The sequence below is a fragment of the Parazoarcus sp. PS-13 R2A genome (assembly GCF_057621855.1).
Map to the genome: position 1 here is coordinate 1 of NZ_JBYEXN010000048.1, position 5,421 is coordinate 5,421.

At 53.2% G+C, this 5,421-nt stretch carries 2 tRNA genes and 3 rRNA genes; all 5 read right to left on the reverse strand.

Features of this window, described 5'->3' with window-relative positions:
* A 5S ribosomal RNA gene (gene rrf, locus AC22G6_RS21690) occupies positions 1-81 on the reverse strand; the annotation flags it as partial.
* 125 nt (positions 82-206) lie between these two features.
* A 23S ribosomal RNA gene (locus AC22G6_RS21695) occupies positions 207-3,094 on the reverse strand.
* 317 nt (positions 3,095-3,411) lie between these two features.
* Positions 3,412-3,487, reverse strand: a tRNA-Ala gene (locus tag AC22G6_RS21700).
* A 27-nt stretch (positions 3,488-3,514) separates the two neighbouring features.
* Positions 3,515-3,591, reverse strand: a tRNA-Ile gene (locus AC22G6_RS21705).
* A gap of 70 nt (positions 3,592-3,661) precedes the next feature.
* A 16S ribosomal RNA gene (locus AC22G6_RS21710) occupies positions 3,662-5,199 on the reverse strand.
* Positions 5,200-5,421: the final 222 nt, after the last annotated feature.

Genomic DNA, 5,421 nt, shown 5'->3' on the forward strand with positions numbered 1-5,421 from the left:
CTCACTATCATCGGCGCGATCTTGTTTCACGGTCCTGTTCGGGATGGGAAGGGGTGGGACCAAGACGCTATGGTCGTCAGACTATGACTTGTCACCTGCGCGTTGCAGGCCAAAGCGGGAAGAAGTATATGGGTGTAGTGATTGCGTCGATGGTTGGGCGAAGTCTCTTCGTCCAACAACGAGTATCGACTGTTTTGTAAGGTTATAGGATCAAGCCTCACGGGCAATTAGTATCGGTTAGCTTAACGCATTACTGCGCTTCCACACCCGACCTATCAACGTGGTGGTCTTCCACGACCCTTCAGGGGGCTCTAGGCCCCAGGGAAGTCTCATCTTGAGGCGAGTTTCCCGCTTAGATGCTTTCAGCGGTTATCTCTTCCGCACTTAGCTACCCGGCGATGCGACTGGCGTCACAACCGGTACACCAGAGGTGCGTCCACTCCGGTCCTCTCGTACTAGGAGCAGGTCCACTCAAACTTCCAGCGCCCACGGCAGATAGGGACCAAACTGTCTCACGACGTTTTAAACCCAGCTCACGTACCACTTTAAATGGCGAACAGCCATACCCTTGGGACCGGCTACAGCCCCAGGATGTGATGAGCCGACATCGAGGTGCCAAACTCCGCCGTCGATGTGAACTCTTGGGCGGAATCAGCCTGTTATCCCCAGAGTACCTTTTATCCGTTGAGCGATGGCCCTTCCATACAGAACCACCGGATCACTATGTCCTGCTTTCGCACCTGCTCGACTTGTCGGTCTCGCAGTCAAGCCTCCTTTTGCCATTGCACTATCAGTACGATGTCCGACCGTACCTAGGAGACCTTCGAACTCCTCCGTTACCTTTTGGGAGGAGACCGCCCCAGTCAAACTGCCCACCATGCACTGTTCCCGACCCGGATTCACGGGCCTGGGTTAGAACCTCAACGACACCAGGGTGGTATTTCAAGGTTGGCTCCACGAGAACTAGCGTCCCCGCTTCAAAGCCTCCCACCTATCCTACACAAGTCCCGTCAAAGTCCAATGCAAAGCTACAGTAAAGGTTCATGGGGTCTTTCCGTCTAGCCGCGGGTAGATTGCATCTTCACAAACATTTCAACTTCGCTGAGTCTCAGGAGGAGACAGTGTGGCCATCGTTACGCCATTCGTGCAGGTCGGAACTTACCCGACAAGGAATTTCGCTACCTTAGGACCGTTATAGTTACGGCCGCCGTTTACCGGGGCTTCGATCAAGAGCTTGCACCCCATCACTTAACCTTCCGGCACCGGGCAGGCGTCACACCCTATACGTCCACTTTCGTGTTTGCAGAGTGCTGTGTTTTTAATAAACAGTCGCAGCCACCGATTCTCTGCGGCCCCTTCGCCCTTCGGATGTACTCCTACAAGCTACCGGGGCATACCTTCTCCCGAAGTTACGGTATCAATTTGCCGAGTTCCTTCTCCTGAGTTCTCTCAAGCGCCTTGGTATTTTCAACCTGCCCACCTGTGTCGGTTTGCGGTACGGTCGATTCTAGACTGAAGCTTAGAGGCTTTTCCTGGAAGCAGGGTATCAACCACTTCGTCTCACAAGGAGACTCGTCATCACGCCTCAGATAATCCCCGCGGATTTGCCTACGGGGTACTCCTACACGCTTAAACCAGGACTTCCAACACCCGGCTGGCCTAACCTTCTCCGTCCCCCCATCGCATCTAGAACCGGTACAGGAATATTGACCTGTTTCCCATCGACTACGCATTTCTGCCTCGCCTTAGGGGCCGACTCACCCTGCGCCGATGAACGTTGCGCAGGAAACCTTGGGCTTTCGGCGAGGGTGCTTTTCACACCCTTTATCGCTACTCATGTCAGCATTCGCACTTCCGATACCTCCAGCATCCCTCTCGAGACACCTTCGCAGGCTTACGGAACGCTCCCCTACCACGTGTCATAAGACACATCCGCAGCTTCGGTTCATGGCTTGAGCCCCGTTACATCTTCCGCGCAGGACGACTCGACTAGTGAGCTATTACGCTTTCTTTAAAGGGTGGCTGCTTCTAAGCCAACCTCCTAGCTGTCTATGCCTTCCCACTTCGTTTGCCACTTAGCCATGCATTTGGGACCTTAGCTGGCGGTCTGGGTTGTTTCCCTCTTGACAACGGACGTTAGCACCCGCTGTCTGTCTGCCGTATATCACTTTGCGGTATTCGGAGTTTGCTATCGCGGGGTAGATCGCATTGACCCCCCCAACGATTACAGTGCTCTACCCCCGCAAGTGTCCGTACGACGCACTACCTAAATAGTTTTCGGGGAGAACCAGCTATTTCCGGATTTGTTTAGCCTTTCACCCCTATCCACAGCTCATCCCCTAATTTTTCAACATTAGTGGGTTCGGACCTCCAGTGCGTGTTACCGCACCTTCATCCTGGCCATGGATAGATCATCCGGTTTCGGGTCTACGCCCAGAGACTAAATCGCCCTTATCAGACTCGCTTTCGCTACGCCTCCCCTATTCGGTTAAGCTCGCCACTGAACGTAAGTCGCTGACCCATTATACAAAAGGTACGCAGTCACCCCACAAGGAGGCTCCCACTGTTTGTATGCATGCGGTTTCAGGATCTATTTCACTCCCCTCCCGGGGTTCTTTTCGCCTTTCCCTCACGGTACTAGTTCACTATCGGTCGATCACGAGTATTTAGCCTTGGAGGATGGTCCCCCCATCTTCAGACAGGATTTCTCGTGTCCCGCCCTACTTGTCGCACGCTCAGACCCGCCACCTAATTTTCACATACGGGGCTATCACCCTGTGTTGCCGGACTTTCCAGACCGTTCTGCTAATTAGATGGTTTAGTCGTGCAGGCTGATCCGTGTTCGCTCGCCACTACTTACGGAATCTCGGTTGATTTCTGTTCCTGCAGCTACTTAGATGTTTCAGTTCGCTGCGTTCGCCTCCACGTACCTATGTATTCAGTACGGGATACTCCTTGCGGAGTGGGTTTCCCCATTCGGATATCGGGGGATCAAAGCTCCATTGCCAGCTCCCCCCCGCTTTTCGCAGGCTTGCACGTCCTTCATCGCCTGTGATCGCCAAGGCATCCACCACATGCACTTAGTCGCTTGATCCTATAACCTTAGACCCTCAGGCTTTCGCCCAAAGATCCGGTCACAGGTCGAACTCGTTTGTGCGAACCTCGTCGCGCCGCTGACACAGCACGCGAGATTCAATGCAATCACGCTACCCGTGCAACGCATCTACTGATACGCTGCACATATATATACTTCTTCCACTTTGTTAAAGAGCGAGCCAATCGAGAAGTTTGACCTTCCCGAGAAGTCAGGCATAAACACCAGAATGCTTCCCTGGCCATGCATGACTGACTTCTCGAACCTCGTTGTGTGTCTGACTACTGTCTGACTAGCGTCTGGTTTGCATCAGATACTGGTGGAGCTTGTCGGGATCGAACCGACGACCTACGGCTTGCAAAGCCGCCGCTCTCCCAGCTGAGCTAAAGCCCCATTCTGACCAACGCACCTTCGATAGCTTGGTGGGTCTGGTTGGGTTCGAACCAACGACCCCCGCCTTATCAAGACGGTGCTCTAACCAGCTGAGCTACAGACCCTCACACTCGAGGCTCTTCGCTTGAACAACCGATAAGTTGTGGATACTTGACCACTGCGACCTTTCTCTTGAAAGGAGGTGATCCAGCCGCACCTTCCGATACGGCTACCTTGTTACGACTTCACCCCAGTCATGAATCTCACCGTGGTAAGCGCCCCCCCGAAGGTTAAGCTACCTACTTCTGGTGAAACCCACTCCCATGGTGTGACGGGCGGTGTGTACAAGACCCGGGAACGTATTCACCGCAGCATGCTGATCTGCGATTACTAGCGATTCCGACTTCACGTAGTCGAGTTGCAGACTACGATCCGGACTACGATCGGCTTTAAGAGATTAGCTCCACCTCGCGGCTTGGCAACCCTCTGTACCGACCATTGTATGACGTGTGAAGCCCTACCCATAAGGGCCATGAGGACTTGACGTCATCCCCACCTTCCTCCGGTTTGTCACCGGCAGTCTCATTAGAGTGCCCAACTAAATGATGGCAACTAATGACAAGGGTTGCGCTCGTTGCGGGACTTAACCCAACATCTCACGACACGAGCTGACGACAGCCATGCAGCACCTGTGTTCTGGCTCCCGAAGGCACCAAGTGATCTCTCACAAGTTCCAGACATGTCAAGGGTAGGTAAGGTTTTTCGCGTTGCATCGAATTAATCCACATCATCCACCGCTTGTGCGGGTCCCCGTCAATTCCTTTGAGTTTTAACCTTGCGGCCGTACTCCCCAGGCGGTCAACTTCACGCGTTAGCTGCGTTACTCAGAAAGTTACCTCTCCGAACAACTAGTTGACATCGTTTAGGGCGTGGACTACCAGGGTATCTAATCCTGTTTGCTCCCCACGCTTTCGTGCATGAGCGTCAGTACAGGCCCAGGGGGCTGCCTTCGCCATCGGTGTTCCTCCACATATCTACGCATTTCACTGCTACACGTGGAATTCCACCCCCCTCTGCCGTACTCTAGCCTTGCAGTCACAAACGCAGTTCCCAGGTTAAGCCCGGGGATTTCACATCTGTCTTACAAAACCGCCTGCGCACGCTTTACGCCCAGTAATTCCGATTAACGCTCGCACCCTACGTATTACCGCGGCTGCTGGCACGTAGTTAGCCGGTGCTTCTTGTCAAGGTACCGTCATCCGACAAAGATATTAGCCTTGCCGTTTTCTTCCCTTGCGAAAGAGCTTTACAACCCGAAGGCCTTCTTCACTCACGCGGCATGGCTGGATCAGGCTTGCGCCCATTGTCCAAAATTCCCCACTGCTGCCTCCCGTAGGAGTCTGGGCCGTGTCTCAGTCCCAGTGTGGCGGATCATCCTCTCAGACCCGCTACAGATCGTCGCCTTGGTGAGCCTTTACCTCACCAACTAGCTAATCTGACATCGGCCACTCCAATCACGTGAGGTCCTAAGATCCCCCACTTTCCCCCTCAGGGCGTATGCGGTATTAGCTACGCTTTCGCGTAGTTATCCCCCATGACTGGGCATGTTCCGATGCATTACTCACCCGTTCGCCACTCGCCGGCAGGTGCAAGCACCCCCGCTGCCGTTCGACTTGCATGTGTAAAGCATGCCGCCAGCGTTCAATCTGAGCCAGGATCAAACTCTTAAGTTTAATCCTACAAAGTACTCAAAATCATTTTACTGACATATGAGCACCTAATCTTTGTGAAACTCAAAACTGCCTAAGCAGTTTCATGGCCACAGCGATCAAGCACCCACACTTATCGATTGTTCAATTTTTTAAAGAACCGCTGCAGTTCCTGCAGCAGAGAAGCGAGATTATGATCAACTTAACTTATCTCGTCAACCCCTGTTTTCGTTTTATTTCAAAACC